Source organism: Sphingomonas sp. (assembly GCF_035555815.1).
In the GTDB taxonomy this organism is placed as follows: Bacteria; Pseudomonadota; Alphaproteobacteria; order Sphingomonadales; family Sphingomonadaceae; genus Sphingomonas.
Window position 1 is genome coordinate 1 of the sequence record NZ_DATMGG010000009.1, and the last position, 2780, is coordinate 2780.

5 protein-coding genes and 1 pseudogene are annotated in these 2780 nt (G+C 70.7%); 5 read left to right on the top strand and 1 reads right to left on the bottom strand.

Going from position 1 to position 2780, the window contains the following annotated elements; genetic code table 11:
• The 4 genes and pseudogenes from VNR91_RS00460 to VNR91_RS00475 form a co-directional block, all read left to right on the top strand.
• Positions 1–154 (top strand): annotated as a pseudogene (locus VNR91_RS00460) (MFS transporter); the annotation flags it as partial.
• A 174-nt stretch (positions 155–328) separates the two neighbouring features.
• Positions 329–583: a CBU_0592 family membrane protein gene (locus VNR91_RS00465; protein ID WP_325488830.1), complete on the top strand. Its 255-nt coding sequence runs from the start codon at positions 329–331 to the stop codon at positions 581–583.
• Positions 573–1502 carry a hypothetical protein gene (locus VNR91_RS00470; RefSeq protein WP_325488831.1) on the top strand — a complete coding sequence of 310 codons (930 nt, stop codon included), beginning with the start codon at positions 573–575 and terminating at the stop codon, positions 1500–1502. Before VNR91_RS00465 ends, VNR91_RS00470 begins: the two co-directional genes overlap by 11 nt.
• The gene (locus tag VNR91_RS00475; RefSeq protein ID WP_325488832.1) at positions 1499–1915 is read left to right on the top strand and encodes a GNAT family acetyltransferase; all 417 of its coding nucleotides are present in this window, start codon (positions 1499–1501) and stop codon (positions 1913–1915) included. Before VNR91_RS00470 ends, VNR91_RS00475 begins: the two co-directional genes overlap by 4 nt.
• A 2-nt stretch (positions 1916–1917) precedes the next feature.
• Here VNR91_RS00475 and VNR91_RS00480 read toward each other — a convergent pair whose 3' ends face one another.
• A complete protein-coding gene (locus tag VNR91_RS00480; RefSeq protein WP_325488833.1) occupies positions 1918–2289 on the bottom strand; it encodes a hypothetical protein in 372 nt (123 codons plus the stop codon).
• A 158-nt stretch (positions 2290–2447) separates the two neighbouring features.
• Here VNR91_RS00480 and VNR91_RS00485 point away from each other — a divergent pair.
• On the top strand, positions 2448–2780 hold a 333-nt coding region (locus tag VNR91_RS00485; protein ID WP_325488834.1), incomplete at its 3' end, for an arsenate reductase.

The window sequence follows — 2780 nt, forward strand, 5'->3', positions numbered from 1 at the left end:
CTGGCTGATCGGTGCGGGCTTTGCGCCGCTGGTCGCGCTGACGCTGGCAAGCTGGTTCGGGTTGTGGTCGGTCGGGGTCTATCTGCTGTCGGGCGCGATCTGCACGCTGGCCGCGCTCGCGATCAACAAGGAATGGGCGCGCACCGGCGAATAGGCGCGCCCCGCTGCGAAATTCCGTCGCGGCCAGTCCGCCCCCCTGTGAAACGCCGCCGCCAGTCGGTAGACGGCGAATCATGTCCGGGCAGCCATCCTCCATGACCGAAGCCGATGGGCCGATGCCGTCGCCGCCGATGCCGTCGCCTTTATCCCCCGGCGCGGAGCGGGTCGCATGACGGTCGAACGGATCGCGATCGAGGTGATCGGCTGGGCCGGGGCGGTGACGATCCTGATCGCCTATCTGCTGCTGTCGGCGGGGCGGCTGAGTGGGCGATCGCGGCTGTATCAGTGGATGAACGTCGTCGGCGCCGCCGCCTTCGTCCTCAACAGCGGCTGGAATGGCGCGATCCCGTCGGCGACGCTCAACGTGGTGTGGATGGGGATCGGCCTGTACACGCTGTGGCGGATCACCCGGCGTGTCGCCTGATCGGCCCGGCGCGATCTTTTCCTGCTTCAACTTCCGCCTGCGCGCGGACCTCGCGCTTGGCGAACTGACCCCGGCCGACGATCCGTCCGACACGCGGCCGATCGTCGAGATCCGGCAGGGCGCGGTGGCGGATACGTTGCCCGGCGCCGCCCCCGCGCGCCATGGCCTCCAGGTCGCCGGCGACGCCGCGCTGCTCGACATTCCCGGCCATGCCCGTTTCCTGATCCGTGGCGGGCGGGAGATCGTCGTCGATCCCGCGCCCGGCGCGGCGGAGCGCAACGTGCGGCTGTTCCTGCTGGGATCGGCGCTGGGGGTGCTGGTCTATCAGCGCGGGTTGCTGCCGATCCACGCCAACGCGGTGGTGATGGCGGGCGGCGCGGTCGCCTTCACCGGCGATTCGGGCGCCGGCAAGTCGACGCTGGCCGCGCATTTCCAGCGCGCCGGCTATGAGGTGCTGTGCGACGACGTCTGCGTGGTCAGTTTCGACGCCCAGGGGGTGCCGTCCGCCTGGCCCGGCCTGCCGCGCCTCAAGCTGTGGGAGGATGCCGCCCACGCCTTTGGCCACGATCCCGCCGGGCTCGACCGCGCGGTCGAGGGGCTGGAGAAATTCCATGTGCCGATCGGTACGCCTTCGGCGGTGCGGCCGGTGCCGCTGCGCCGGTTGTACACGCTGGCGCGCGCCGAAGCGGGGGCGGGGACGATCACCCGGCTGCGCGGCGCGGAGGCGATGGCGGCGGTGATGGGCAACAGCTATCGCGGGCTGTACGTCCCCGCGCTGGGGGCGACGGCGACGCATTTCCGGCAATGCGCGACGCTGCTGCGCTATGTCGAAGTCTATGCCGCGACCCGCGCCTGGGGCTTCGACGTGTTCGAGCGTGAGGCGGCGGTGCTCGAACAACACGCGGCGGGCGCGGCATGATCCGCGCGGCGACGATGGCCGACGCGGCGTCGGTGGTGGCGCTGTGGCGTGCGTGCGATCTGACGCGGCCGTGGAACGATCCCGACCGCGATTTCGCGCTGGCGCTGGACGGCGCGAGCTCGACCGTGCTGGTCGCCGAACGCGGCGGCGCGCTGGCGGGCAGCGTGATGGCCGGTTTCGACGGGCATCGCGGCTGGGTCTATTATCTCGCGGTCGCGCCCGATGCGCGGCGCGGTGGGCTGGGGCGCGATCTGATGGCGGCGGCGGAACGCTGGCTGCGCGGACAGGGCGCGCCGAAGCTGCAATTGATGGTCCGCGCCGGCAACGACTCCGCGCTCGCCTTTTACGCCGCGCTGGGGCTGGAGGTGCAGCCGGTGGTGACGCTCGGCCGCTTCCTGACCGACGACGGCTGATCCTATTTGCGCTGATGGCGCTGGTCGTACCACGTCGCCTTTTGCGCCTCGAACGCGGCCTGACACCGCGCGCGCGCCGATTTGCGGCCGGTGCTGCCGGCGGGGAAGCGGTTGCGCGCCCGCGTGTTGCATGCCGACAATTGCGTGCCGTGCGCGCGTCGCCGGGCTAGTTCGGCGGCGGACGGCGTACCCTTCGTCTTCATCGCGCCGTTGATCGCCGCAGTGCGTGCGATCGACGATCCGGCGGGATCGCCGACCGGAACGGGATCGCCCAGCGTCGATTGGGCCAGGGCCGGCGCGGCGAGCGTCAGCGCCAGCGATACCGCCGCGATCGCGCCAAGCCGCCGCGCGACCGGATGGCTGAGAAGGGTCATCGCGCAATTCCTCCACCGTCGACCCGCGCATTGGACCACAAACCGCAGCGCCGATCGACCACCGGCGCGCTGGCGGCCGGCGGTTGATCCGCTATGGCGGGCGTCCGGTCGCACCCCCGTCTGTGGCGCGCCGGCACCCGCATGAAAGGACGCGCAGGATGACGATCACCCTCTACGGCATTCCCAACTGCGACACGGTGAAGAAGGCACGCGCATGGCTGGACGGCGCGGGCATCACCTATGCCTTCCACAACTACAAGACCGTCGGCGCGCCGCACGAGAAGCTTGCCGCCTGGGCCGCGCAAGTCGGCTGGGAGAAGCTGCTCAATCGCGCCGGCACCACCTTCCGCAAATTGCCCGACGCCGATCGGGAAGGGATCGATCAGGCCAAGGCGCTGGCGCTGATGGTCGAGCATCCGTCGCTGATCCGGCGTCCGGTGATCGAATATCCCGGCGGCTTGCTGGTCGGTTTCGACGCGATCCGTTACGGT

Excerpts from the sequence above, each read along its gene's own strand:
- VNR91_RS00465 (WP_325488830.1), top strand. The coding sequence starts at position 329 with ATGACGGTCGAACGGATCGCGATCGAGGTGATCGGCTGGGCCGGGGCG.
- VNR91_RS00475 (WP_325488832.1), top strand. The coding sequence starts at position 1,499 with ATGATCCGCGCGGCGACGATGGCCGACGCGGCGTCGGTGGTGGCGCTG.
- VNR91_RS00480 (WP_325488833.1), bottom strand. The coding sequence starts at position 2,289 with ATGACCCTTCTCAGCCATCCGGTCGCGCGGCGGCTTGGCGCGATCGCG.